The following is a 24,433-nucleotide window of genomic DNA, read 5'->3' on the forward strand; positions in this document are numbered from 1 at the left end:
AATTTCTATGTCAGTCCCAGCAGCTGCCGGATTTTCATTTTCGCTTCCGGGTGTTCAGAGCCGTCACAAATCAGGTCCTTCGGATAGTACAGCTTATGGTCCGTCCGCCGCTTTCCGGAGATAGATTCCACAATAGCCGACTGTCTGGACAGCTCTTTAATTTGACCGTTTTGCGTCAAGAGATGGATCGGCAAACGCTCCTCTTCCTCTCCTGGACGGTAAAAGTCGTATGGCAGATCTGAAGAAGAATCCACGACCAAATAATAGCTCGGATCGATTTCAGCCTCTTTGAATAATGAGGTCAGCTCAAAATAGGCCGACATCTCTTCATTCGGATTAAATTCAACGTATTGGAACAGCTGGCGGTTAATGAATCTGCGGCACAAATCGGATAAAATCGGGTCTTCTTCATCCTCCCAGGCCTGGAAGTAATACAAAATAATAGATTCATCCAGCTTCAAATAATCCTCCAGCGTCAGTTTCCCTTCAAAAATAGAATAAAAATGAACCGGAGCATGAGTGAACACATAACCTTCATCATGAAGCTGCTTCGCTCTGTGGAGAATCTTCGTTAAAATAACCTCCGCGCTTCTCGTCACAGGGTGGAAATAGACCTGCCAGTACATTTGGTAGCGGCTCATGATATAGTCTTCTACAGCGTGCATTCCGCTTTGTTTAATGACGATCTGATCCTCACGAGGGCGCATTACCCGGAGAATCCGCTCCATGTCAAAATGGCCGTAGCTGACGCCTGTATAGTAAGCGTCGCGCTGCAGATAATCCATGCGGTCCGCGTCAATCTGACTCGAAATCAGGCTGACCACTTGTTTGTTTTTATATGTTTTGGCAATGACTTCAGCAACATCCTGCGGGAAACGCGGGCTCACCTTTCTGAGCACCTGGTTAACCTCTGTGTCTCCCAAAATGATATCTCTTGTAAAATCTTCGTGGTCAAGATGAAAGACTTTCTCAAATGAATGCGAGAACGGCCCGTGCCCGAGATCATGAAGCAGCGCCGCGGACAAACAGAGTTCGCGCTCACTGTCATCCCATTCAGGACGGCCTTTAAAGACATCATCAACCATTCTCCTGACAATTTCGTAGACACCAAGAGAATGGTTGAACCGGCTGTGCTCAGCGCCATGGAACGTCAAATACGTCGTGCCGAGCTGCTTGATTCTGCGGAGACGCTGAAATTCGCGGGTTCCGATCAGATCCCATATCAGCTTGTCCCGCACATGAACATAGCGGTGCACCGGATCTTTAAACACTTTTTCTTCTGATAATTTTCCATTTGGATACGCCATCGTCATTCCCTCTTTTTTTTAGCCGTGTTTCTATTATATCGACTCTATTCTTTGAAAACATCCTTGAATTTGTCCGGCGATTTGTTCCATCTTTCCGAAAAACACATCATGTGAAGCAAAAAAGCCTGACCAGAGGGCCGAGGCTATGAAAAAATATGTTTTACTTTTTTAATTTCTTTTTTACTTTGTCAATCAGCTCATCCTCTGTCGGAGCTGACAGCGGGCGATTGTTCACAAAAGCAAACGATTTTTTCCGTCCGGGCCCGCAATAAGATTGACACCCTATCTCAACCTTTGCATCCGGGTCTACTTCTTTTAACCGCGGCAGCAATGTTTTGATATTAGTGGCTTGGCAATCATCACACACTCGAAATTCATTAGCCATGACGTACGCTTCCCTTCATTTCTATGTTCATCTATGTTTTAAACCTAAAATCGCTTTATCAAAAAAATCACATCGCTCTTCATTGTACAAGGATTCGACTGTTCCTGCAAGCCGCTCCAGCCTCCGTATCTCCTATTCTTTCAGCCAACTTGTATAAATATTTTCCATTCTGGACATTCTAATATCATGAAAAGAAAAATGGGAGTTGAGATAAATGACAAAACAGCGACAGGACGCTTGGTCAGAAGAAAATGATTTGCTTTTAGCCGAAACTGTGCTTCGGCATGTAAGAGAAGGCAGCACTCAGCTGAATGCCTTTGAAGAGGTCGGCGATAAATTAAATCGGACGTCCGCAGCCTGCGGATTCAGATGGAACGCGGTAGTGCGCCACCAATATGAAAAAGCGCTTCAGCTTGCAAAAAAGCAGCGAAAACAGCGCATGAGAGCTCTCGGAAACGGGCAGCCTGCGAAGAAAAGACTGTTATATCAGCCTCCTGCTGTTGATCCTGAAACAATTCAAGAAACTGCAGTGCAGGAGGAGCAGGTAAAGCCTGAAACCCCGACTGCCGAAAATGAGAAGCAGGTTTTGATGTCAGGCGAGCACATGCCTTTTGTGGATGAAAGCTTTAAGGAAGAGTTAGCTAGTCTATCACACTTATTGTCTCCTCAAACGTCTGCGCCTGATATGACGATGGGTGATGTCATCAGATTCCTGCAGAATTACGAAGGCAATCATGAGCAATCCTCAGCTTTTAAAATGGAAAATGAGCGTTTAAAGAAAGAAAATCAAGAATTACAAAGCAAAATAGAACAGCTGGAAGCAGACGTTCAAAAACTTGAAAAAGATCAAAAAACGATCCAAGAAGATTATGAAACCTTGGTAAAAATCATGAATAGAGCAAGAAAACTAGTTTTATTCGAAGAAGACGAACATGCCTCTCCGTCCTTCAAAATGGACCGGAACGGAAATTTAGAAAAAATGGCGGAATAGCTTAAAAAAATCCCCTTTTCCTTTTGGAAAAGAGGATTTTCTGTTTTTGCGGCGGCTCCGTTAGTCTTGTAAAATGAGCACAAGCTTATGCTAATCTATTAAGACACATGAGCCGCATCAGCTGTCTTTTGCTTGCGAGGCGCTCCTGAAATGACCAGAAGCCCTAACATCATCAGCACGATGCCGAGCCATGAGGAAAGAGAAAGCATTTCACCTATGAAAAACACGCCCAGCAATGAGGCGGTCAGCGGCTCAGCCAAGGACAGTGTAACTGCTGCCGAAGCCGGCACTCCGGTGAGCCCTTTTGCAAACAAAAAGTAGGCCGCGCATGTCGCAATGAACCCGATGTAAAGGCTCGTTCCCCATCCTTTTGGGGTCAGCATCCAAGAGAGATCCGACTGCCACAGTAGCGGCGTCAGCAATATGGCGCTGAGCATGAAGACAACAGCTGAGGTCGCTCTCGGCGGCTGTGTTTTCATCATTGATTTACTGATCAAGGTATAACCCGCAAAAGAAGCACCCGCTCCAATCGCCATGAGAACCCCTGACACATCAACCCGAACATTGGAGCCGTCTGAAAACAGGAGCCAGCATCCCGCCAAAGCAAATACAGTTGCAATCCACCAGGAATTTCGCGGCCGTTTTTTTAAAACGGCCCACTCTAAGCTCCCAGCAATAATAGGCGCACTGCCGATGGCAATCACTGTCCCGACCGCAATCCCTGTTTCTTTTACGGCGGTGAAAAAAAGCGGCTGATAACAGGCCATACAAATCGCTGCTAAAAACACGGGCGGCCATGACCAATTTTTTACGTGAAGCTCACGGCTGATCCAGACCACAAGAAGCATGGCGCTGCCTCCTATCAATAATCTGACCGCTCCAAATGCCAGCGGAGTGGCGCTTTCTGGAGCCAGCGCCTGAACGGTGCCGGTTGTTCCCCAGAAAAAAGCCGCGACCAGCACAAACAAGCTGTAAACATTACCTTTCATTTGCCTCTCCCCTTTGTATGCAGATGCTGCTGTTATTTTATCGCTTTTTTTGCTGTAATTGTTTTCTGTTTATAAGAAAGATTTATCTAAAGACAAGATGATAGCGAAAAAAAAAGCATGCCAGCCGTATCAGCTGACATGCAAGTGACGTTTATCCAAACACCTTTTCATTCCGTTCTGTCATCCGGACAAGGTTTTTCTCAAATTCCAATTCCTCGTCAATGGACAGTCCGGCTGAGTAGAGGTGAGTGCTTAACGCTTTTAATTCCGTAAGCAAAGCGAGCATTAAGTCCTGTACGGAGATATCGGTATGCAGAAGCTCACTTAACGATGCCATGGTTTCCGGATGTATATCCGGGTAGATGCCTTTTTTGTCGTTCTGTTTATCCTTCAGGGCGGCTTGATAGAATCGTCTGATCAGATCCGCCCTCTCGCTGCCGCTTTTATCTGCACAGAGATAAATTTGAACGGCTGCCCCGCCGCGAAGACGTCGTTGAGAAATGCCGGCGAACTTTTTGCCGTCAATGCTGAGATCATAGCTGCCTGGACAATAGGAGCCCTCAATTTCATAGGCTTCAATCTCTGCACCATACGGCTTGAGCATCCGTTTCATCAGCTCAACCATTGCTTCGTATCCTCTGTCTATATCGATGCCCTTCTTTTGGTCCTCGAATATGAGAGAAATATTTAAAACGCCTTCATCCAAAACAACAGCCAGACCGCCGGAATTGCGTACGATGACACGGTATCCCTCATTTTCCAGCAGGGCAATGCCGTCCTGCAAAAACGGGAGGCGTGTATCCTGAATACCGAGGACAATCGTGTCGTGGTGCACCCAAGAGCGTGCTGTCGCCGGCGACACGCCCTTTCCTACAGACGCGCACAGCGTATCATCCATAGCGAAGGATTGCTTCGCATCAAATAAAGGGCCGAGACTGGATTGGTCAATGACTCTCCATGTCGGCTGCATCAGTAAATCAATCGGTTGGTTTGCCATCTATGTAAAACCCTTTCATGTTAGGCTTATGAACGAAAACTATTATATCATTTCAGCCGTGATGATTGAAAATTGCTTTTCAGCATCGTAATGAAAATTTCTTTATTTTTTGTATTCTCCATGAGAGGAGAATGAATATAAGACAGCTTGCGCTTTAATGAGAAATCTTTAATGTGGAGAATTGAAATGTCGCGGTGAATCAAATCCTTATGCAGCACGCTTCTTGATAAGACCGATAAACCCATGCCGCTGATTACCGCTTCTTTTACACCTTGATTGCTGCTGATGGTGAACATCGACTTTGGCCGCAGTCCGTTCGAGCTCAGCACATGATCGAGATATTCCCTTGTGCCGGAGCCTTTTTCCCTTGTCACCCACGCTTCATTTTGCAAATCGCTGATTGAAATATCTCTTTTTCCGGCAAGCGGATGCTGGTTCGGTGCTGCGATGCACATTTCATCCTCCATGAACGGTTCAATGTCCAGTTCGTTCTCGTCGGTATGCCCTTCAATCAGCCCGATATCAGCCTGAAGCATTCGGACACGTTCGCTTACTTCTTTTGTATTGCCAATCATGACGTCCAGATTCAGCTCAGGATACAGCTTTTGCAGCTGGGCAAGGAGCGGCGGAAGAATATACTCTCCGATTGTAAAGCTGGCGGCTATTTTCAATTCACCTTTTACATAATGATGATGCGCGTAAATTTCAGCCTTGGCCTGCTCGTAGAGAAATACCATTTGCTTTGCCCTTTGATACAGAATGTCCCCTGTCGGTGTTGTCGTAAAATGCTTCGGCGACCGATTCAGCAGAGCTGTTTGAAATTCTTTTTCAAGATTTTTGATATGCAGACTGACGCTGGGCTGGGAAATCATCAGCTTTTCTGCTGCTTTTGTGAAGTTTTTTTCTTCCACCACCGCGATAAAGGTTTTCAGCACGTCGTAATACAAAGGCCCCACCCCTGTCATGAATAAGATTTATGATGATGATCAGTTTTCTTTATTTTACTCATATCATCTGCCCTGGTAAAGAAGGCGCAAAAAAAGCAGCCCTCTGCGAGAGAGCTGCTATCGCTTTCCTTACAGTGCTTGTGCCGCTGTAATTAATGCGAGATTGTAAACATCTTCAGCGTTACAACCTCTTGAAAGATCGTTAACAGGCATATTTAAGCCTTGCAGGATTGGTCCTACAGCTTCAAAGTTGCCTAAACGCTGAGCAATTTTGTAGCCGATGTTTCCTGCTTCCAAGCTTGGGAATACGAATACGTTCGCGTCTCCTTTGATCTCGGAGTCCGGTGCTTTTTTCTCAGCTACAGATGGAACGAACGCAGCATCAAATTGGAATTCGCCGTCAAGCGTTAATTCAGGCGCTTTTTCTTTCGCGATTTTCACAGCATCCGCTACTTTTTCTGTTTCATCAGATTTTGCTGAGCCTTTTGTAGAGAAGCTGAGCATTGCTACGCGAGGATCGATGTCGAACATTTTTGCCGTATTGGCGCTTTCGATCGCGATTTCCGCAAGATCTTGGCTGTCAGGCGCAATGTTGATCGCGCAATCCGCGAATACGTACTGCTCATCGCCGCGTGCCATGATGAAGACGCCGGAAGTCTTTTTCACGCCTTCTTTTGTTTTGATGATTTGAAGAGCCGGACGGACAGTGTCGGCAGTTGAATGAGCCGCTCCGCTCACAAGACCGGCAGCCAGGCCTTTGTACACAAGCATTGTGCCGAAGTAGTTCTCGTCTAAGAGCGCTTTTCGAGCCTGTTCTTCTGTTGCTTTGCCTTTACGGCGTTCCACGAATGCCTGTACAAGATCTTCCATGCCTTCATATGTATGAGGATCATAAATATCAACGCCGTCAAGCGTCACATTCAGTTCTTTTGCTTTTGCTTGGATCTCATTTTCATTGCCGATCACAATCGGATTCAGCACTTTATTGTCTGCAAGCTTGCTGACCGCAACTAAAATACGTTCGTCCAAGCCTTCAGGAAATACAATTTTAACGCCTTTTCCAGCTACTTTTTCTTGCACTGTTGAAAATAAATCTGCCACAATAAAACCTCCTCAAAAAGTTACAAAAACGCTTTCTTTTACTAGCATACTCTTCTTCCAGTGAAATTCAAACAGCCAACTTTTATTATAGCGCTTTCATCAAAAAATCTTATTTTTCTAACTAATTTAAGCAACTGATTCTTTCCTTATATGTTCTCTTATTTTTGAGGAGATATACGAATCGGATGTTCAAGGTTTCTCCACAGTAGAATCGGATAAACTATGATATAGTGAAGGCAATAACGAAAAGATAATAGGAGTGAAGATAAATGAGTGAACAGCAAATGACAAATGAAGCGGCAAAAACGCTGGACGGCTGGTATGCGCTTCATGATTTCCGCACAATGGACTGGACTTCCTGGAAGCTCCTGTCCAGTGATGAGCGCCAGTCTATCATTCATGAATTTACAGGATTGCTTGAAAAATGGGGAGTCGCCCAAAAAGAAGGGAAAGGCTCGCAAACCCTTTACAGCATCGTCGGCCAAAAAGCTGATTTTATGCTGATGATTCTTCGCCCTACAATGGAAGAATTAAATGAAATTGAGCTCGAATTCAACAAATCAAGACTTGCTGAGTTCACCATTCCGGCTTACTCCTACGTGTCAGTTGTTGAACTGAGCAACTATTTGGCGAGCGGCGACGGCGACCCGTATGAAAATCCGCATGTACGTGCGCGCCTTTACCCTGAACTGCCGGAATCAAAATATGTATGCTTCTATCCAATGGATAAAAGAAGATCCGGCAATGACAACTGGTACATGCTTTCTATGGAAGAACGAAGAAACTTAATGAGAAGCCACGGCTTAATCGGACGCAGCTATGCTGGCAAAGTGAAACAGATCATCACAGGTTCAGTCGGCTTTGATGATTACGAATGGGGCGTTACGCTGTTCAGTGATGATGTGCTTCAATTCAAAAAGCTTGTATACGAAATGCGTTTTGACGAAGTCAGCGCGCGCTACGGCGAATTTGGCTCGTTCTTTGTAGGCAACCGCCTTTCGCTTGATACACTTCCTCAATTCCTATATGTATAATATCTCCTCCCGCCGCAAACGGTGGGAGTTTTTCGATTCTCCTTTATCAGAATTTAAATAAAATTTGCTATTCTCTCTGTTTTTTCTTACGATGTAGATAATAATCCAATTTTTTCAAAGGGGTGCAGTTATTTGTCAAAACGAACCGCATTTATTATGGGAGCCAGTCAAGGGATTGGAAAAGCAATCGCTCTGAAGCTAGCAGACCACCATTTTTCCATCGTCATTAATTCGCGAAACTTGGACAATATTGAATCAGTCAAAGAAGACATATTGGCCAAGCATCCTGAAGCGAGCATCATTGTCCTTGCGGGTGATATGTCTGACCAACAAACGAGAGCCGACGTTTTTCAAAAAATCGAATCTCAATGCGGACGCCTTGATGTTCTGATTAATAATATTCCGGGCGGCGCGCCTGACACATTTGATAACTGCAATATAGAGGATATGACGGCCACGTTCACACAGAAAACCGTTGCCTACATTGACGCTATCAAGCGTGCTGCCTCACTGATGAAACAAAACGAGTTTGGCAGAATCATCAACATTGTCGGAAATCTGTGGAAAGAACCCGGCGCCAATATGTTTACAAACAGTATGATGAATGCCGCTTTAATTAACGCCAGTAAAAATATTTCCATTCAGCTTGCTCCTCACAACATTACAGTCAACTGCCTGAATCCTGGTTTTATCGCGACAGACCGTTATCATCAATTTGTGGAGAATGTGATGAAAAAGAACAGAATATCCAAACAAGAAGCAGAAGAACAGATTGCTTCCGGGATTCCGATGAAACGGGTCGGATCAGCCGAAGAAACCGCAGCGCTCGCCGCGTTTCTCGCCTCTGAGGAGGCCTCCTATATCACAGGACAGCAAATTTCCGCTGACGGCGGCAGCATGAAAAGCATATAAAAAATCCCGCTTTTTAGCGGGATACTTCTTGTAATGAGGAAAACGGCAGGTTCAGCTTTTGAATCCGCATGACAAATTCACGCAGATCCTCCTGCTTCGATACCATTGATATTCTGACATGCCGTTTTCCGTTGCTGCCGAAAATCTCTCCCGGTGTTACGACAACATGGGCCTGCTCCAGCAAGTAGTCAGCGAATTGGTGAGAAGACTCAAACATTTTTGGAATTTCAGCCCATACATAAAATGTTCCTCTTGGTTTTTCTATCTTCCAGCCCAGTTCTTTTTCACATAGCTCCGTAAAAAAGTCAATCCGTTCCGCATAGATGCGTTTCAAGCGATCTGTTTGGTCCTGATCTCCTGATAGCGCCGCACTGGCGGCCTGCTGCAGACCGCCAAACATGCCGACAAAGACGTGATCCTGAAATTCATTGACCGCTTGTATAATCTTTTCATTCCCGACGGCAAACGCCATTCTCCAGCCGGCCATGTTAAATGTTTTTGAAAATGAATAAAGCTCTGCGCCCACAGTTCTTGCATCCTCCGCCTGCAGGAAGCTGGCCGGTTTTTTATCAAACTCAAATGCGCCGTACGCAAAGTCATGAATCAGATGAATCTGGTGCTCTTTTGCAAATGCGGCCGCTTTTGCATAAAAAGCCGCATCCACCACAGCTCCCGTCGGGTTATTCGGATAGTTCAAAAACATCAGTTTCGCTTTTTGTAACACAGCGGGATCTATTTTCTCAAACTCAGGCAGATAGCCGTTTTCTGCGTGCAGCGGCATTTCGTGCAGCTCTGCTCTTGCCATTGTAATACCCGAAAGATATTCAGGATAGCCTGGGTTCGGGACCAGAGCGATATCTCCCGGATTGAGCAGGCACTGTGTTAAAACATACAAGCCTGCTTTTCCTCCGCCGAAGAGCGCCACTTCTGTTTCAGGATTGATTGTCACTCCGTATTCTCTTTTATAGTAAGCGGCAATCGCTTCCTTTAGGAAGGGATAACCTCTGAATGGCCCGTACCCGTGAAAAGAAGGGTTCACAGCCGCCTCCTGCAATGCCTGCACGATATGCGGCGGAGTAGGAAGGTCAGGGTTCCCCTGTCCGAGATTAATGACTTGCGCCCCCGTTTTTTCCATTTCTTTTACCTTTTGAAAAACGAGAGAAAATTCTTGCCTTGGAAGTGTCTTGATGACGTCGGACGGTGTTATTTCCATCTGAAAGACTCCTTATAAGTGAATTTGCTCAGTTTTTTTATCCCGTTCCAAAAAAGACTTGTTCACCAGCTTCGTATGCCAAAACAAACCGCTTACCATGATGACAATCAGCCCCATGATGACAGGAGCCTCTAACACGTTGATAAGCATGGAACCAACCGAAATGCACAAGCCAATGGACGCTTCAGCCACCGAAAAAATACGCCCTTGAATCTGGTTCGCCGCGTTTTCCTGAACTTTAACCTTTGCAAGCACTTCCCCATATTCCATGGCGATGAAAAAGAGGATGGCGCTAATGACAGATACAGCGAAAATGGGCGTGAATAAAAACAGTGCCAGTGAGACGATTGATAAAATGGTAAAGTACATCAAGCCTTTATTGTTGTTAAAGCCCCATTTGCTGACAAGCGCCGCTCCGATGAAACCGCCGAAGCCGATGCAGAAGGTAAGGATAAAGTTGCCGATCTCCCCGTCACCCAAAAAGCGGCTGACAATCGGAAAATAGCTGTACACGATCCCCCAGAGCATCGCCATCGTAATCATCGTAAACATGGCGTTTAACACGAATGAATTGGTTTTGATTTCCTTCAGCCCTTCTTTAAAAGACTGAAAGGCCTCTTTTACATTTTCAGACTGAATCGGGACAAATTGCAGCTTAATTCGCCTGATAAAAAATGCCGAAACCAGATATGTCACACCGTTAAAGGCAACAGCCATCTCTACAGACCCGGCTAACAGGAATAACCCTCCGGCGGCCGCCCCGACAATGATAGAAATGGTTGTGGCTTTAGCGAATAAGGTATTGATCGTTTTAATGTCTGATTCCAATGAAGACATGACCGCGAGACGCGCCGGATTAAAAAACACGCCGCTCCCGTAAGAGACAAACAGCAGAGCAAGAAAAATCAGCGGATACTCGCCTTTTGGGAGAAAGGTGAGCCCCAAAAAGATGACGCCCCTGATGACATCTGTCCACAGCATAATTTTAATTCTGTCCAATCGGTCAACGAGCACCCCCAAAAATGGCTGAAACACCATCGGAATGCTTCTGACCGCGATGACTCCCGACGTCACCCAATAATCGTGATAATATGTAGACAAAATGAGCAGGGCCGGGAGAACACAATAGTCTCCCATAAACGAAAGCGCCTGCCCGTAAAGCAAGTATTTAGAATTTGGCTTTAACTGTTTCATACCGGCAGCACATACTTCGCAGTCAACTTCGCATGCTGCTGGATTTGTTTAATGGAATCGGCTACATCCTGTGAATTGCTGCCTTTCAGTTCAAATGAGGCAATGGAATTGAAGGCTTCAAACAGGCTCAAATCAACAGACGTACCTGGTGCCGCAGCCGAGAAAGAAACAAGTTCCGTATCTCCCTTCAGCAGCCCGTCCGGAATGCTGATGGATTCAATGATCATATCCTCCGCCGCTTCAGGAAGCTGCCCGTTTTGTTTGAAATGCTCCGGGTACAAATGACAGTCGGCAATATAGCAAGGCTCTTGTTCCAGCAATCCATCCGGAAGATCGGCGTCTTTTCCGAAACAGAGAACATCTAACAATAATTGCGCCATGTCGACGCCGAAGACCTTTTTAATATTCGGAATCATATTCCATCCGGCGAACCTGGCCGCAGACTCTATTAAACCGGCTTCTCTATTTTTCATTAACTTGATTTCTGTATGTGTCGCACAGTTTTCCAGGCCAAGCCCTTCATTTGCCTTTCTGGCCGCTTCAATAATGATCTTTTTCGCTTCATCATCCAAGATGGACGGCGTAATATGCGACGTTTCTGTAAATCCGATTTGCGGTGTTTTGTCATGAATCGCGACTGGAACATATTCTCCGTCTGCCATGATCCCTTCTATGCTGATATAGTCGGAGTATCCCTCGGTTTGATACCAGTCCGGGTATTCTCCCTGTAAAAACTCCTCCGCAATAAACGGGGCTTCAAACGTAACCGCCTTTGGCACATTAATGGATTTCAGATAGTCATTGACTCGGTTAAACTCAGCTTCTGCTGTGTTGGTGTCCGTAATCAGCGTCACGCCGATTGAACTCGCCAAATAAGTCGGTTTTAAGATGAGCGGTGTACCGATCTCTTTCAGCGCGGCGCGGAAATCTTCAAGGGTTGTGACCCGTTTGTTTTTGATTGTTTTGACCCCGGCTTTATTAAACGCTGCCCTCATTTTATTTTTATCTCTGGCATTTTCGGCAGCTTGTACACCAGCTCCTCTTAAGCCGAGTCGTTCACAGGCTTTCGCCATCGGAGCGATGAATAATTCATTGTTTGTTGTGATGGCTTCCGCTCCAAACATTTCAGCAACCTTGACGATTTGCTCGACTACCTCTTCTTCGGGTTTGTCATGATCCTCATGCGCCCAGTAAATGGAATCGGGATGCTCAAAATCTGCGATGCTCTGAAAATAATCTTTATCCTTTATGACCGCGACCGAGTATTTTTCAATAAGCGCCGCATGGGAAGCTGTAATGGCAAATGGCCTTGGAATAAAGCTGACCAGGTTATATTTTTCAGCAGCGCTTTGATAAAACATGTGCGGCGGGCAGCCTCCTAGATCAGCGATAACCAAAACTGTTTTTCTCTCCATATGTAAAACACTCCTTCTCTCTCTATTGTGCGGTATATCCTCCGTCTGCGGTGATGGCGCTTCCGGTCATGTAACTTGATAAATCAGAGGCTAAAAACAGCATCACGTTTGCTATTTCTTCAGGTTTTCCGAGTTTTAGCATCGGATTCACCTTCGCCTTTTCTTTCTTGATTTCTTCAAGTGTGCCTTCATTATTTTCAATAAAGGATTTCTCATTTAACGGCGTATCGATAATTCCCGGACATACACAGTTAACGCGGATTTGATGTTTGGCGTAATCAACAGCCATTGACCTTGTCAGCTGCAACACGCCGCCTTTGCTAGCGTTATATGCCGGGATATCAGGCCATGCCACGACTCCGCCGACAGAGCACGTATTAATGATATTGCCCTTGCCGGCAGCCAGCATATGCTTGAGTGCGTGCTTGCTCATTAAAAACATGCCCGTCAGATTGACTTGGAGCACCTTATTCCAATCGCTCAGCTCCATCTCATGAATAGGCGCGACGATTTCGATCCCCGCATTATTAATTAAAATGTCTAATCCTCCGAATGTATCGATTGCCGATTGAACAGCATGCTGGCAGGCCGCTTCGTCCGTGATGTCTGTTTGCACAAAGTGCAGCCGGTCATGATTTTCTTGCCGGACCATCGCTTCTCCCTGTGCTGCATCAATATCCGCCACAACCACATTTGCCTGCTGGTTCAAAAAAGCTTGAACCGCGGCATAGCCAATGCCTGATGCGCCTCCTGTTATAAGGACGGTTTTATCGATGAGGTTCATTATGATTCATCCGCCTTTACCTTTTTCGTCTTTGATCTGTTATAGCGCGGCGGAAAGAAGATGTTAATGGATTGAGATTCTTTTTCAGAACGGTTGATGGCGCCATGGTCTTCACGAGGTTCGCAGAAATAGGCAGTGCCGAATGTCATATCCACTGTGCAGCCTTCAACGGTCATATCATATCCGCCGCCGATGCAGATGCCGATTTGTTCATTGCGATGTTTATGGAAAGGCATTTCGCCGCCGTTTCCAGGAATCTTAGCCAACATAATTTCTATCCAATCCTCAACAAAGAACGTGACTTCCATTCCGGGCATTAAATCTCTTGTTTTAAAAATATTCAAAAAATAATCTTCAGGACTTGTATATGTTTCATCAGCTTTATACCGTTTAATATCAATGGCAATGACTTCTTGGTCTGTTTCATTTCTTGCTCCATGAGGCACATGCGGCGGCGCGATATATGCCGATTCCAAGGCTGTCATTTTTTTTGTGACATCTCCGACAGTCATGGATAGCTCGCCTGAAACGACCATGCCGATTTGGACTTCCTGATGCTGATGCGGTTCAACGTTAGTATGCGGCGGAACGTAAGACATTAGCACTTCAGTATCGCCGCGGACGGTGGAATACTGTCTCACTCCGTTCTCCCACTCTATTAATTTTGGTGTCGGGAAATAAATCTCCTTCAAATCTTGTTCAGTTTTCATACTCAACGTCTCCTTTTCCGAATAATGACCAGCTCATAGGAATGCTTTTAAAGGTCTTAACAAATTTGAGCCCGTATTTTTGCCTTGCCAGTTCATTGGTTAAAGCAATGTCTGAAAGACCTTCTTTTACTTTTTTTGCTGCGGCGCTGGTTGAATTGACCAGCTCAAACCTAACGTCTTTGCGGGTAAAATATTTTATTAAATTGATAGGTGATGGATGTGAAACAATAACAGATGTGTCAAGCATGTCGTCGCTGAATGTGAAATCAGGACGGACTGCCAGGCCGTACATCGGTGTATCGCACCTGAAGATTTGCAAAAGCTGCAAATCCGGCCTCATGTAGAAATGCTTAATGCCGTCGTAAGCATGTGGAACGATGGTGTATTCCAGCGGGCTTTGAAGAGTCCTTTCGATGCATGATTCAAATGTATCATGCAAAGATAATTTACTGTTTAGCCCCTGGAGAAGAGTAAAATTGGAGATGAAATGTTTTGCTGCGTACTCACTGCTTGTCCCTTCTGGGCCGAGCGTGTTGACTGTAATCAGTTTTGATATTGAATAAGCTTTGTTTTTTGTCTGAATGCTATTATCCAATATAATCATGAGCACCAACCAATCTTTTAAATTTTAAGTAAATTTTATCCAGCGGAGATAAGACTGTCAACATTATTTGGAAATATTGATAAATATCCCTATACAAACGAAAAAACCCTAAAAATAGGGTTTTATACATCGCTTATTTATAGGAATTTAGAAGCTTTGTTTATTGATATAATGAATGATCCGCTTTCTGATCATGAATGCCGTACTTTCTGTAGGCAAAAATACTGAGTCCCAATCCCAGTACTGTAATGCCTGCACATATGAACCCGACAGCTGTATAACCATATCCCACGTATACCGGTCCCATCAAAGCAGAACCCAACGTCACGGCAAGATTCGAGGCGAGGCTGTAAAACGCCATAATTTTCCCGCGATGACGCTCTGAGCAATCACTCAAAATGGTGCTGAGCAGCGTCACCGTCAAGCTCTGCATTAATCCCCAGATGAATAGACTGATGATGAGCAGAGGCATTGATGCAGGCGCATACGCGATACAAGCCAGCAGAACGCTGATGACCGCCAGCGCAATGACCAGAGAGCGCATTTTTCCAATACGGTCGGCAATCTTACCAGTAATGACGCTCATGGAAAATCCGATGCCATAAATCATGATAAATAAGCCGGCAGCCGTATTACCTCCAGCAAAAACGTCCTGAAGGTAAGAGCCTAAAAACGAATACATACCGTAAAAGCCAATCATATTGCAAAAGGTGATTATGATATAAACGGGAACACGCGGCACTTTAAGCGCGTCTCGAAATGTCCCCGCCGGCTCCTCTTTTTCCTCGAGGCTGCTGTTTTTATTATCGTTATGGCGGCGCATTTCAAATAGAATGAGCAAAACAACAAGCGCACCCATCAAGGCGAAAATCCAGAACGTCCATCTCCAATGTAAGACGCCGCCTATAAATGATCCGATCGGCACACCGAAAATCAGTGCAAGCGACCAGCTTGATACGATCAGTCCCATCACTTTGCCTCGATATGTATACGGGACACGATCCCCGACAACTGCGTAAGCGGTTGGGACAAATGCACCTGCTGCCAATCCTGAAAGCGCCCGGCCTAAAAAGAAGAAAAAGATATTGTGTGCCAAAGCGCATATCACGGTTCCTATAATAAAGATCACAAGTCCCAACATTAAACTCAGTTCTCTCGAGTATTTATCCCCTAAAGGAACCAGCAGCGGGGCACCGATAAAAATCATAATCCCATATATACTGATAGATAGCGCAAGCACGCTGACATCTGAGTTGAAGGCATCTGCTAAATCAGGCAGCAGCGGTGAAATGACAAGCTCTTCAGATCCAGCCGCAAATACGCCCATTGTTAAAGCCAACGCAAGAAATAGCGGAAAATGATGTTTTGATTTGCTGTGATTGTTTTGTTTACTCTTCATTCTCCCTTAACACCTCTTCCGGAATCTTTTAAATATAAAGTTGAATTATAGTTTAGCATCCTTTATTTACAATTTACAATTCGAACGAAAATGAATTTCTTTTTATTATTTACATTCGAATATGAATAAGAGATTTATTGTTTCAATTTTAAAATAAAATAAAAACATATCCTGGGATATGCTATAGTAATAGGATCATTTGTTAAGGTGGGTCATGTGATGAATCAAGGTTATTCAACAGCCGCGCGTTTCAGGCTCGGCATGGTATTCATTCTCGGCACGCTGGCGTCATTCGGGCCGCTGTCGCTTGATATGTATCTGCCTGCTCTTCCCCAAGTCGCTGCCGACCTGCATACGACCGCGTCACTCGCACAGCTGAGCTTAACGTTCTGTCTGCTCGGGCTTGCGCTCGGACAGATTATCGTCGGACCGCTCAGTGATATGAAAGGGCGCCGGAAACCGCTGATCATATCAATGGTGCTTTATACACTCTCATCCTTATTATGCGCGTTCAGCCCTTCTGTCGCGTTTTTAATTATCATGAGGTTTATCCAGGGCTTTACCGGAGCGGCGGGGATTGTCATCGCCCGCGCCACTGCCCGCGATATGTACTCAGGCAAAGACCTGACCGCTTTTTTCTCATTGTTAATGCTCGTAAACGGTGCGGCGCCAATTTTAGCCCCGATTACGGGAGGATTCATCCTTCAATTTACTGACTGGTCAACCGTGTTTATCGTGCTGGCCGGGATCGGGTGTCTTATTTTTGTCGCGGTTCTTACCGCATTGCCTGAATCACTGCCTCCTGAAAAACGGACAAAGGGCGGACTCCGGGAGACGCTGGCTACATTTCGGCACTTGCTTGCCGACCGGGCGTTTATGGGTTTTGCTTTCAGCCAGGCCTTTATCATGACCGGCATGTTTGCTTATATTTCCGGTTCGCCATTTGTCCTGCAAAACATATACGGTGTGTCGGCCCAGATGTTCAGCATGCTGTTTGCCATCAACGGGGCGGGCATTATTGCGGCTACACAGATGACGGGGCGGCTGGCCAAAAATGTTGATGAGCGCAAGCTGTTCATCTCTGGTCTATTGATCTCCATCATCGGAAGCGCCGCACTTCTTTTGTCGTTCACTTTTGACCTCGGGCTGTTCGCTGTCTGCGCATCTTTATTTATTATCGTCTCCAGTGTCGGTATCGTCACAACGACAGGTTTTACGCTGGCGATGCAAAAGCAGGAAAAAGGGGCGGGCAGCGCCGCGGCGCTCCTTGGGCTTCTGCCCTTTATCGGAGGGGCCATTGCCGCTCCGCTCGTCGGTGTTGCCGGGGAAGAAAGCGCGTGGCCGATGGCGCTGAGTATATTTGGCTTTGATGTGCTCGCGATATTGTCCTATGTGTTTCTTGTCAGACGTAACGCATAAAAAGCTCTCCGGCCTCCCGGAGAGCTTTTTCTATTGCGCTTCTGTTTGCTCTTTTTTCAGCGGTTCTTTTTGTAAGCGTTTCTTGATGCTCAGATGATAGTACGCATAGCAGAAAATAATGAGTGGTACACCGCAGTACAAGCCGATTCTTTGATCTGGGATGAAAATAAGGCTTATCAATATGCATCCGTATAATACAAACCCAAGAATCGGCACCAACGGATAAAGAGGAGTTCTGAATTCCAGGTCGTTCACGTTCCCGCCTTCAGCGAGGAACCGCCTGCGAAAGAAAAATTGCGAGGCGCAAATGGACATCCACGCGACAACTGTCACCATGCCTGAGATTGATATACACCATAAATACACGGTTTCTGCAGCCATGACACTAGTCAGCAGCGAACAGCCGGAAATCCCAATCGTAATCAGCAGGGCATTAATCGGCACCCCTTTTTTGGTCAGTCTGGTTAAAAGAGCCGGGCCCATTTTGTTTGTTGAAAGCGACCACATCATGCGCGAGGCTGCATATAAACCAGAATTGGCAACAGATAAAATCGCCGTTAATATGACAAAGTTCATCATATCAGCCGCAAACGGGATGCCGATTTGATCAAGCACCGCTACAAACGGACTTTCAATCACCCCCGCTGTTTCGTACGGAAGAATGGCGACCAAGACGAACATGGCCAGCACAAAGAAAAACAGCGTTCGCCAGATGACATTTCGAATGGACTTCGGCAGTGTCTTTTCCGGACTTTCACTCTCCCCTGCCGCAATTCCGACCAGCTCCGTCCCCTGAAATGAGAAATTGACCATAACCAGCGTAAACATAACAGCCAGCACACCATTTGGAAACAGTCCTTTATCGGTCATGAAATGAGATAGAAAAGGCGTTTCCTGGCCGCCTTTAAAATCAATCAAGCCAAACACAGCGCACCCGCCGATCACGATAAATAATATGATCGCTGTCACTTTGATGCTCGAAAACCAAAATTCCATTTCCGCAAAGCTTCTGACTGACAGCACATTAATTAAAAAGATGATGATACCGAAAACGAGGCACCATATCCAGATTGGCACGGAGGGCAGCCATCTTTGCATCAAAATGCCCGCTGACGTTAGCTCCAAGCCGACTGTATTCGCCCAGCTGAACCAATACAGCCAGCCGATCATAAAACCTGTCGACGGCCCCAAAAACTTTGCAGCATAAGCTTGAAACGATCCGGCGACCGGCATGGCAACAGCCAGCTCCCCTAAACAAAGCATGACTAGATACATTAAAAACCCGCCAATCATATAGGCAACAATCGCTCCGAGCGGCCCCGCCTGGCTGATCGTAAAGCCGGAACCTAAAAACAGCCCGGTGCCGATGACGCCGCCCAAGGCAATCATAAACAAATGCCGGCTTTTCATACTGCGCTGCAATTCATTTTTATGATCCTGCATCATCCTTCTCCCTTCGGCTCTTTTGTGCTGATATTCATCCGATAGCTTTGCAAAAGGTGAACAGTGGTCTGCTGTATCAGATCAGGCAATATATGAAATGTGTACGGCTTGTATACTCTTTCAGTCCATTTATGTCCATCTTTGCCGTATACCCCCATGTTAATGGAAGGAATGTTCAGTTTCCGTATGTCTTTGAACGGAATGGTTCCAATCATCTCCCACCCCGGGAAGTTTCTGATAAAGGAATCAATTTCGTCATCGGTTTCGTGCAGCGACAAAAAGCTGCCGTCTGCCAAGTAAGGGAAAAACTTTTTGAAAACAAAGGTTTCACCTGTCGTTTTGGCGGTTTTGTCCACCGCTTCTTTGATCACATGCTGCAATAGCTGGTCTCTTGTGCTTTCTTCTTTTAAATAGTTATGCGGTAAATAAGGAGGAGCATAAAACAGAATGACTTTTGCGCCCTGATCGGGATCAAGTTTTTGGAGTTCTTCAACTGCATTAAAACATCTCATGCGCAGTTCAAGATGCTCATTGGCTTTGAATGCTTGCTCTATACACTGCTCAGGATCGATACCGCGGCTTCTTAGCTTTTCCATGTACTGATCCAGACTGAAGACTTGAATATCCCAAGACAAATGTCTCTTTGGAAGATTTGTTCGCTTTAGATATTCTTCATAATAATCAGATAATTTTTGTTTTGTGTTCCGGCACGCCTCCTCAGCGACTTGGGTAAGCTGGTCCATGACTTCCTTTGCTGTTTTTTCATATATAAAATAATTGAAATACAAATAGCTGCTGACGGCGGTTTGGACGTTATAGGATTCCTTGTTATCACGCTGGTACAAGCAGGATGGGGGCAGAACCAATTCGCCTTCAATCTTTTCTGCTAAATGAATATTGTTGTGGATGCGGCTTGTGATTTCAGAAGAAATGAGATTTGGATCGATGCCAGCAAGCGTATCTCCGACATGCACTTCCCGGCCTGATATATAAAAGCAAGGCAGCAGCTTTCCCGCGGCTCCGGTGTAAATATATCTTGTTGAATCACCATCGTATAGCGGCGTAATGAAATCGGTATTAATAGCAGCCAGATACTGAATCTGTTTCTCCTTTTTTAATCGGTTCAGCTCAGAAATACTGGCGAGAATACCGGCATGCTGACTTTCTTCATCCGGATTTGCCATAAATAATAGATTTCCCGGCAATGCTTCGCGGTTCTCTGAAAAGTGCAGGAGATTGGACAAATGCACTGCGATGCCGCTTTGCATGTCGACAGAGCCTCTGCCGAACACCCATTCACCCGACTTGGCGTCCCGCTGAACGTCTTCATCAAAAGCATAGCTGGAGAAATACTCAGCCAATTTTTCAGAATCAAAAGCGATATCCTTTAGCGGTCCAAAATCTTCAATTCCCACTGTATCCAAGTGGGCGTGATAAATGACGGTATTTCGGCTTTCCCCGCTGCCTTTCACAAACGCAAACATATTTTTCCGGTTGTACGGGTCGTTAGGTATAGCCTGCTCCCATACATGGCAAGGATGTTCCTGAAAATAAGGATAGCTCATGATGACTTCTTTGATAAAATCAGCTTTCGTCCCTTCCCCGATGGTGCCATTCACACTGCTGAGGCTGACCAGAGACTTTGTCAGTGCCTCAATCCGTTCAGCCGGCATCATGTGACTGATTTTTGTATAGAGCATACATCATCCCCCTCATCCCAAAATGTAAATAGTGCGATCTAAACACAATCGCACTATTTCCGTTTTCTCAATTAATACGCTTCGGATGTTGTTTTCGCCTGCATATGAAGAATTAAATAATCCGGACCTCCTGCTTTTGAGTCTGTTCCAGACATATTAAATCCGCCGAATGGCTGATAGCCGACAATAGCTCCGGTACAGCCTCTGTTAAAGTATAAGTTTCCGACATGAAAATCCTCGCGAGCCCGCTCAATGTGCGCACGGTTTTTTGTCAGCAGAGCGCCTGTCAGTCCGTAGTCTGTGTTATTTGCAATCTCAAGCATATGGTCGAAATCACGCGCTTTGCAGATGGCAGCAACCGGCCCGAAGATTTCTTCCTGCATGAGGCGTGCATGTTCATCAACATCTGCAAAGATCGTCGGCTGAATAAAGTAGCCTTTAGAATCATCACCTTCTCCGCCGGTCAAAAGCTTGCCTTCAGACTTGCCGATTTCAATATAGCGCATGACCTTATTATAGGATGCTTCATGAATGACAGGTCCCATATACGTATCAGGATCTTCCGGACTTCCGACTGTCAGCGTTTTGGTCAGCGCAACTGCTTTTTCTACGACTTCATCATAGACATCCTGATGAATCACTGCACGGGAGCCCGCTGAACATTTTTGCCCTGAGTACCCGAATGCGGAGTAAACGATAGAAGAGGCAGCAAGATCCAAATCAGCATCTTTGTCGACAAGCACTGTATCTTTCCCGCCCATTTCAGCAATCACGCGTTTCAGCCATTTTTGGCCCGGCTGCACTTTTGCGGCACGCTCATAAATTCGGCAGCCGACAGCACGGGAGCCTGTAAATGATACAAATCTTGTTTTAGGGTGTTCAACTAAGAAATCGCCAATTTCGGCTCCATCTCCCGGAATGTAATTGAGAACGCCGTTTGGCAAACCCGCTTCCTCCATCACCTCGACAAATTTAGCGGCCACGACTGGCGCAGCATCTGCCGGCTTCAGCAGAATTGTATTCCCCGTGACAATCGCAGCCGCAGCCGTTCCTGCCATAATGGCGAGCGGGAAATTAAATGGCGAAATGACAATGCCGACGCCAAGCGCTTCATAATGATATTGATTATGCTCGCCTGCCCGGCTCTTTACCGGAGCCCCGTCCTTCAGCTTTACGATTTGGCGCGCGTAGTATTCTAAAAAGTCTATAGCTTCCGCTGTGTCAGCATCTGCTTCCTTCCAAGGTTTTCCCGCTTCCTTTACGAGATAGCTTGAAAATTCATGCTTTCTTCTGCGTAAAATAGCCGCAGCTTTAAAAAGGATATTCGCGCGATGCTCCGGTCTTTGTTTTTTCCACGATTCAAATGCCTGTAACGCCGATTGCATCGCTTTTTCAGCAAGCTCTTGATTAGCCGTTGAGGCGTAGCCGATCACTTCTTCTTTATTGGCCGGATTAATCGAAACAATTTTGCGATCCGTTTCGATCTTTTCTCCATTAATGACAAGCGGATAATGCTTGCCGAGCTGAGTATTTACAAAGGCCAGTGATTCTTGAAAGGCTGTTTTATGCTTCGCTTCCTTAAAATCAGTAAATGGTTCGTGCGCATATGAAACGGTCATATGTAGTCCCCCTCGTTATGTAATATGTCTTCTCATAAAGATAAAAGCAAGATTCGTACCAGTGCTTCACCTTTTCACAAAAAAACTTGCAGAATCGCAGAGAAATTTGTCAGAAATCTAAACATATTGCCTTCTATGAATAGAAAGTGCAAAATCACTTTGCGATTTTCATCCATACGCAAACAAAAAAAGCAAAATGTTTTTGCAGGAGAAGGGAGGTATTATCCCCACCTAAACCCACCCGCGGAATTGAGACGCCTCTGCAGACTTTCTGATGCCCGTCATGTAAGCCGCCAAGCGCATATCGACTTTGTGTGTGGCCGCAGTCTGATAAATCGTTTCAAATGAATTGACCATCACGTTTCTCAGCTTTTCCGCAACCTCTTCTTCTGCCCAATAATACCCTTGGTTGTTTTGAACCCATTCAAAATAAGAAACCGTTACACCGCCTGCACTCGCCAGTATATCGGGCACCAGGAGTACCCCTTTTTCATTCAAAATCTTTGTCGCGTCGATTGTCGTCGGCCCGTTAGCCGCTTCGACCACAATTGAGGCCTTAATGTTATGGGCATTTTTGGCTGTGATTTGATTTGAGATAGCCGCAGGCACTAAAATATCGCATTCTTGTTCGAGCAGCTCTTCATTTGTAATGACATCTGTAAATAAATTGGTGACCATTCCGAAACTGTCCCGCTTATCGAGCAAATAAGGAATATCGAGGCCATCCGGGTTGTACAGACCGCCGTGGGCATCCGAAATACCGATAACCTTTGCGCCGGCATCATGCATAAATTTAGCCAGAAAACTGCCGGCGTTCCCAAAGCCCTGTATGACGATGCGCGCGTTTTGCAGCTTGATTCCTTTTTTCTTAACGGCTTCTTCTATACAAATGGTTACGCCTTGTGCTGTTGCTGTTTCCCGGCCCTGTGATCCGCCTAAAACGAGCGGTTTTCCTGTGATAAAACCCGGAGAATCGAATTCCCGAAGCCGGCTGTATTCATCCATCATCCACGCCATAATTTGCGAATTGGTGTACACATCGGGAGCGGGAATATCCTTTGTGGGGCCGACTAACTGGCTGATGGCGCGGACATACCCCCGGCTCAGCCGTTCCAATTCTCCAAATGACATCGTCCGCGGATCACAAATAATGCCGCCCTTTCCGCCGCCGTATGGCAAATTCGTGATGCCGCATTTGAGCGTCATCCAAATCGATAATGCCTTTACTTCCTCTTCATTCACTTCGGGATGAAAACGCACGCCCCCTTTTGTCGGGCCGACCGCGTCATTGTGCTGTGAACGATAGCCCGTAAAGACTTTCACGCTGCCGTTATCCATTTTCACCGGAATTCGTACAGTGAGCATTCTCATCGGCTCTTTCATTAATTCATACATTCCGCTCGGATAGCCCAGTTTCCGCAGGGCTTCCTTTATGATCGCTTGCGTAGACAGAAATAAATTGAGAGCTTCTTTTTCTTCATCCTTTGTGATTTGTTTTTCTGACATGTTTTTCACCTCATCATTATTTTATCTTCAGGAAAATGTAAGCGCTTTTAAAAACTGAAATAGATCAATTCCTTTCTTCACTGGGTTCACCTTATCTACATGCAAGATTCGTACCAGTTTTTAAAACATACAAAAAAGAGGCTGATACCACATCAGCCCCTGATCATTTCTATTCCTATTAACGAGGGTCAATCACCAGCTGCGTTTCAGCATTTAAACTGCCGATTCCCAAACCGTTTACTACATCGCCTTTAATCGTGTAAGTGCCTGCGCGCGGAAGCGTTTTGCGCACCATCACGAGGTCAAATTCGGTTGCGCCTAACAAATCAAGCGTAAGCGGGAGTCTGACCGTTTTTCCATCGTTTAAAATCTGTGTTTCTTTCAGTGTTCTTCCATTTACAGAATCTCTTGTTGTCGCGTGGAATCCGTCAGGAAATTGAAACTCAACTGCTCCCAGAGAAAGCACTGCGTTTGGTTTATAAGTCACTTCAATATCTGAAGTTGTCCATTCTTTTGTACTGTTTATCGTTTTTGCCTCAATTGTTGCAGACTGCGCATGAGCTTGGCCTGAAGGAAGCAAGATTGATAGCAAGACAGCTGAACTGATGAAAAATGAAGATACGAATGAAGTTCTTTTTAACATGACAATTTCCCCCTCAAATCACTGTTGAATTTGGCCAGAGCGTCCTCTGCAGAAAAAGCATTTAACCCGTAATTCGCGAATTACCAATTCTTTTTCTTAAAAATTAATCTATCACCAATTT

Annotated in this window: 22 protein-coding genes; 4 read left to right on the forward strand and 18 right to left on the reverse strand. The window is 45.6% G+C overall.

Going from position 1 to position 24,433, the window contains the following annotated elements; genetic code table 11:
* Positions 1–5: 5 nt before the first annotated feature.
* Entirely contained in the window at positions 6–1,307 is a 1,302-nt protein-coding gene (locus tag NST56_RS20160) for an HD domain-containing protein (protein ID WP_326196557.1), read from the reverse strand.
* 160 nt (positions 1,308–1,467) lie between these two features.
* On the reverse strand, positions 1,468–1,692 hold the full coding sequence (locus NST56_RS20165; protein WP_010332302.1) for a DUF1450 domain-containing protein: 225 nt from the start codon (positions 1,690–1,692) through the stop codon (positions 1,468–1,470).
* A 214-nt stretch (positions 1,693–1,906) separates the two neighbouring features.
* Here NST56_RS20165 and NST56_RS20170 point away from each other — a divergent pair, with 214 nt between their 5' ends.
* Positions 1,907–2,683 (forward strand): RsfA family transcriptional regulator, encoded by a 777-nt coding sequence (locus tag NST56_RS20170; protein ID WP_010332303.1) that lies wholly within the window; start codon positions 1,907–1,909, stop codon positions 2,681–2,683.
* A 98-nt stretch (positions 2,684–2,781) separates the two neighbouring features.
* On the opposite strand, the gene NST56_RS20175 is transcribed toward NST56_RS20170, so the two are convergent.
* The 4 genes from NST56_RS20175 to pta all read right to left on the reverse strand — a co-directional run bounded on the left by NST56_RS20175 (position 2,782) and on the right by pta (position 6,717).
* On the reverse strand, positions 2,782–3,672 hold the full coding sequence (locus tag NST56_RS20175) for a carboxylate/amino acid/amine transporter (protein WP_268448076.1): 891 nt from the start codon (positions 3,670–3,672) through the stop codon (positions 2,782–2,784).
* Between the two features lie 151 nt (positions 3,673–3,823).
* Positions 3,824–4,669 carry a biotin/lipoate A/B protein ligase family protein gene (locus tag NST56_RS20180; RefSeq protein ID WP_010332305.1) on the reverse strand — a complete coding sequence of 282 codons (846 nt, stop codon included), beginning with the start codon at positions 4,667–4,669 and terminating at the stop codon, positions 3,824–3,826.
* A 47-nt stretch (positions 4,670–4,716) separates the two neighbouring features.
* Entirely contained in the window at positions 4,717–5,616 is a 900-nt protein-coding gene (cysL, locus tag NST56_RS20185) for a cysJI operon transcriptional regulator CysL (RefSeq protein ID WP_168749018.1), read from the reverse strand.
* Between the two features lie 129 nt (positions 5,617–5,745).
* Positions 5,746–6,717, reverse strand: a complete 972-nt coding sequence (gene pta / locus NST56_RS20190) for a phosphate acetyltransferase (RefSeq protein WP_024123241.1) — start codon at positions 6,715–6,717, stop codon at positions 5,746–5,748.
* Positions 6,718–6,986: 269 nt separating this feature from the next.
* Here pta and hemQ point away from each other — a divergent pair, with 269 nt between their 5' ends.
* Both hemQ and bacG read left to right on the forward strand, forming a co-directional pair.
* Positions 6,987–7,751: a hydrogen peroxide-dependent heme synthase gene (hemQ, locus tag NST56_RS20195; RefSeq protein WP_003235942.1), complete on the forward strand. Its 765-nt coding sequence runs from the start codon at positions 6,987–6,989 to the stop codon at positions 7,749–7,751.
* Positions 7,752–7,883: 132 nt separating this feature from the next.
* The gene (bacG, locus tag NST56_RS20200; RefSeq protein WP_339178757.1) at positions 7,884–8,663 is read left to right on the forward strand and encodes an NADPH-dependent reductase BacG; all 780 of its coding nucleotides are present in this window, start codon (positions 7,884–7,886) and stop codon (positions 8,661–8,663) included.
* A 13-nt stretch (positions 8,664–8,676) separates the two neighbouring features.
* Here the strand turns inward: bacG and NST56_RS20205 are convergent, their stop codons facing one another.
* From NST56_RS20205 to NST56_RS20235, 7 genes are all read right to left on the reverse strand, one after another.
* A complete protein-coding gene (locus NST56_RS20205) occupies positions 8,677–9,876 on the reverse strand; it encodes a pyridoxal phosphate-dependent aminotransferase (RefSeq protein WP_339178760.1) in 1,200 nt (399 codons plus the stop codon).
* Between the two features lie 12 nt (positions 9,877–9,888).
* Entirely contained in the window at positions 9,889–11,070 is a 1,182-nt protein-coding gene (locus NST56_RS20210; RefSeq protein ID WP_339178763.1) for an MFS transporter, read from the reverse strand.
* Positions 11,067–12,485 carry an ATP-grasp domain-containing protein gene (locus tag NST56_RS20215; protein ID WP_339178765.1) on the reverse strand — a complete coding sequence of 473 codons (1,419 nt, stop codon included), beginning with the start codon at positions 12,483–12,485 and terminating at the stop codon, positions 11,067–11,069. The genes NST56_RS20210 and NST56_RS20215 overlap by 4 nt, the downstream gene beginning before the upstream one ends.
* Before the next feature lie 22 nt (positions 12,486–12,507).
* A complete protein-coding gene (gene bacC, locus NST56_RS20220; RefSeq protein WP_268444577.1) occupies positions 12,508–13,269 on the reverse strand; it encodes a dihydroanticapsin 7-dehydrogenase in 762 nt (253 codons plus the stop codon).
* On the reverse strand, positions 13,269–13,979 hold the full coding sequence (locus NST56_RS20225) for a cupin domain-containing protein (RefSeq protein ID WP_339178770.1): 711 nt from the start codon (positions 13,977–13,979) through the stop codon (positions 13,269–13,271). Before NST56_RS20225 ends, bacC begins: the two co-directional genes overlap by 1 nt.
* Positions 13,969–14,583, reverse strand: a complete 615-nt coding sequence (locus tag NST56_RS20230) for a bacilysin biosynthesis protein BacA (RefSeq protein ID WP_168749025.1) — start codon at positions 14,581–14,583, stop codon at positions 13,969–13,971. Before NST56_RS20230 ends, NST56_RS20225 begins: the two co-directional genes overlap by 11 nt.
* 160 nt (positions 14,584–14,743) lie before the next feature.
* Positions 14,744–15,982 carry an MFS transporter gene (locus NST56_RS20235; protein WP_010332315.1) on the reverse strand — a complete coding sequence of 413 codons (1,239 nt, stop codon included), beginning with the start codon at positions 15,980–15,982 and terminating at the stop codon, positions 14,744–14,746.
* Between the two features lie 219 nt (positions 15,983–16,201).
* Between NST56_RS20235 and NST56_RS20240 the strand changes: the two genes are divergently transcribed.
* Complete coding sequence (locus NST56_RS20240) at positions 16,202–17,401, forward strand: multidrug effflux MFS transporter (protein ID WP_339178774.1); 1,200 nt, start codon at positions 16,202–16,204, stop codon at positions 17,399–17,401.
* Between the two features lie 30 nt (positions 17,402–17,431).
* Here the strand turns inward: NST56_RS20240 and NST56_RS20245 are convergent, their stop codons facing one another.
* The 5 genes from NST56_RS20245 to bslB all read right to left on the reverse strand — a co-directional run bounded on the left by NST56_RS20245 (position 17,432) and on the right by bslB (position 24,312).
* Positions 17,432–18,844: an amino acid permease gene (locus NST56_RS20245; protein ID WP_268448061.1), complete on the reverse strand. Its 1,413-nt coding sequence runs from the start codon at positions 18,842–18,844 to the stop codon at positions 17,432–17,434.
* Complete coding sequence (locus NST56_RS20250) at positions 18,844–20,544, reverse strand: M20/M25/M40 family metallo-hydrolase (protein ID WP_339178777.1); 1,701 nt, start codon at positions 20,542–20,544, stop codon at positions 18,844–18,846. Before NST56_RS20250 ends, NST56_RS20245 begins: the two co-directional genes overlap by 1 nt.
* 71 nt (positions 20,545–20,615) lie before the next feature.
* Positions 20,616–22,163: an L-glutamate gamma-semialdehyde dehydrogenase gene (gene pruA, locus NST56_RS20255; protein WP_229148587.1), complete on the reverse strand. Its 1,548-nt coding sequence runs from the start codon at positions 22,161–22,163 to the stop codon at positions 20,616–20,618.
* A gap of 231 nt (positions 22,164–22,394) precedes the next feature.
* Positions 22,395–23,669 carry a glutamate dehydrogenase gene (gene rocG / locus NST56_RS20260; protein WP_010332320.1) on the reverse strand — a complete coding sequence of 425 codons (1,275 nt, stop codon included), beginning with the start codon at positions 23,667–23,669 and terminating at the stop codon, positions 22,395–22,397.
* Between the two features lie 178 nt (positions 23,670–23,847).
* On the reverse strand, positions 23,848–24,312 hold the full coding sequence (gene bslB, locus NST56_RS20265; protein ID WP_010332321.1) for a biofilm surface layer hydrophobin BslB: 465 nt from the start codon (positions 24,310–24,312) through the stop codon (positions 23,848–23,850).
* Positions 24,313–24,433 lie beyond the last annotated feature (121 nt).

Origin of the sequence: Bacillus sp. FSL R5-0560 (assembly GCF_037966305.1) — a bacterium.
GTDB classification, from domain to species: domain Bacteria; phylum Bacillota; class Bacilli; order Bacillales; family Bacillaceae; genus Bacillus; species Bacillus mojavensis.

What these genes read in the sequence shown, in the direction of transcription:
- NST56_RS20160 (WP_326196557.1), bottom strand. Translation starts at nt 1,307, where the DNA reads ATGGCGTATCCAAATGGAAAATTATCAGAAGAAAAAGTGTTTAAAGAT.
- NST56_RS20165 (WP_010332302.1), bottom strand. Translation starts at nt 1,692, where the DNA reads ATGGCTAATGAATTTCGAGTGTGTGATGATTGCCAAGCCACTAATATC.
- NST56_RS20170 (WP_010332303.1), top strand. Translation starts at nt 1,907, where the DNA reads ATGACAAAACAGCGACAGGACGCTTGGTCAGAAGAAAATGATTTGCTT.
- NST56_RS20175 (WP_268448076.1), bottom strand. Translation starts at nt 3,672, where the DNA reads ATGAAAGGTAATGTTTACAGCTTGTTTGTGCTGGTCGCGGCTTTTTTC.
- NST56_RS20180 (WP_010332305.1), bottom strand. Translation starts at nt 4,669, where the DNA reads ATGGCAAACCAACCGATTGATTTACTGATGCAGCCGACATGGAGAGTC.
- hemQ (WP_003235942.1), top strand. Translation starts at nt 6,987, where the DNA reads ATGAGTGAACAGCAAATGACAAATGAAGCGGCAAAAACGCTGGACGGC.
- NST56_RS20205 (WP_339178760.1), bottom strand. Translation starts at nt 9,876, where the DNA reads ATGGAAATAACACCGTCCGACGTCATCAAGACACTTCCAAGGCAAGAA.
- NST56_RS20210 (WP_339178763.1), bottom strand. Translation starts at nt 11,070, where the DNA reads ATGAAACAGTTAAAGCCAAATTCTAAATACTTGCTTTACGGGCAGGCG.
- NST56_RS20215 (WP_339178765.1), bottom strand. Translation starts at nt 12,485, where the DNA reads ATGGAGAGAAAAACAGTTTTGGTTATCGCTGATCTAGGAGGCTGCCCG.
- bacC (WP_268444577.1), bottom strand. Translation starts at nt 13,269, where the DNA reads ATGAACCTCATCGATAAAACCGTCCTTATAACAGGAGGCGCATCAGGC.
- NST56_RS20225 (WP_339178770.1), bottom strand. Translation starts at nt 13,979, where the DNA reads ATGAAAACTGAACAAGATTTGAAGGAGATTTATTTCCCGACACCAAAA.
- NST56_RS20230 (WP_168749025.1), bottom strand. Translation starts at nt 14,583, where the DNA reads ATGATTATATTGGATAATAGCATTCAGACAAAAAACAAAGCTTATTCA.
- NST56_RS20235 (WP_010332315.1), bottom strand. Translation starts at nt 15,982, where the DNA reads ATGAAGAGTAAACAAAACAATCACAGCAAATCAAAACATCATTTTCCG.
- NST56_RS20240 (WP_339178774.1), top strand. Translation starts at nt 16,202, where the DNA reads ATGAATCAAGGTTATTCAACAGCCGCGCGTTTCAGGCTCGGCATGGTA.
- NST56_RS20245 (WP_268448061.1), bottom strand. Translation starts at nt 18,844, where the DNA reads ATGCAGGATCATAAAAATGAATTGCAGCGCAGTATGAAAAGCCGGCAT.
- NST56_RS20250 (WP_339178777.1), bottom strand. Translation starts at nt 20,544, where the DNA reads ATGCTCTATACAAAAATCAGTCACATGATGCCGGCTGAACGGATTGAG.
- pruA (WP_229148587.1), bottom strand. Translation starts at nt 22,163, where the DNA reads ATGACCGTTTCATATGCGCACGAACCATTTACTGATTTTAAGGAAGCG.
- rocG (WP_010332320.1), bottom strand. Translation starts at nt 23,669, where the DNA reads ATGTCAGAAAAACAAATCACAAAGGATGAAGAAAAAGAAGCTCTCAAT.
- bslB (WP_010332321.1), bottom strand. Translation starts at nt 24,312, where the DNA reads ATGTTAAAAAGAACTTCATTCGTATCTTCATTTTTCATCAGTTCAGCT.